We start from the raw sequence: 682 nt of genomic DNA on the forward strand, positions 1-682 counted from the left end.
TACAGCTTATATTAGCTGATAATGTGAAAACGCGCGAACAAAATAAAACCGGTGATTATTATTATGTTATTAATAGTAGTACAGAAGAAATTGATAGCCAAGTGAAGTTGTTTAAGATGGCGTATCAAAACACGGATGCTGAATAATGAGAACAAAGTAAAAAAACCTCTTAAAAAAGAGGTTTTTTTACTTTGTTCTCTACTTATTATATGTTCTCTAAATAAATGGATGCGTAGAGAGAATAGTTTTTATTGTAAGCATGTTAATAGATCATGGATCGGTCAAGAGAGGGAATAACATTGGTAGAATTGTGGCAGTACATTAATAATAGTATGGTTGTTGACAAGGTCCACCATAACAAGGATAAGGTGTTGGCGGTGGGAAAGGTGGTGGATATGGTGGATAATACGGTCTAGGACCGAAAGCCAATGCACCGCCTAGCAGTCCGCCAGCAATGCCAGCTAGAAATGGGACGCCAAAAAACGGAAAGAAGCGTGAGTCGCCTACTGGACCAATAGGTGCTGAACGGACTGGGATTGGTTGATAATATGGGTACATGAACAAACCTCCTTTATTGGACTCACTTTTATCATATGGTAAATGAAACGTGGATGAGCGCGTACAAGAAAGGATATGTAAGAAAATAGGCGAATTATTACGAATGTTGGAGCGTGAAAATCGT

The 682-nt window shown here is 38.4% G+C and carries 1 protein-coding gene; it reads right to left on the bottom strand.

Annotated features, from left to right (window positions below; translation table 11 throughout):
• Positions 1 to 321: 321 nt before the first annotated feature.
• A complete protein-coding gene (locus DN393_RS31100) occupies positions 322 to 558 on the bottom strand; it encodes a hypothetical protein (protein ID WP_048563234.1) in 237 nt (78 codons plus the stop codon).
• Between the last annotated feature and the right edge of the window lie 124 nt (positions 559 to 682).

This window comes from Bacillus sp. BPN334 (genome assembly GCF_008368885.1).
Taxonomy (GTDB): Bacteria; Bacillota; Bacilli; order Bacillales; family Bacillaceae_G; genus Bacillus_A; species Bacillus_A wiedmannii.

Excerpts from the sequence above, each read along its gene's own strand:
- DN393_RS31100 (WP_048563234.1), bottom strand. The coding sequence starts at position 558 with ATGTACCCATATTATCAACCAATCCCAGTCCGTTCAGCACCTATTGGT.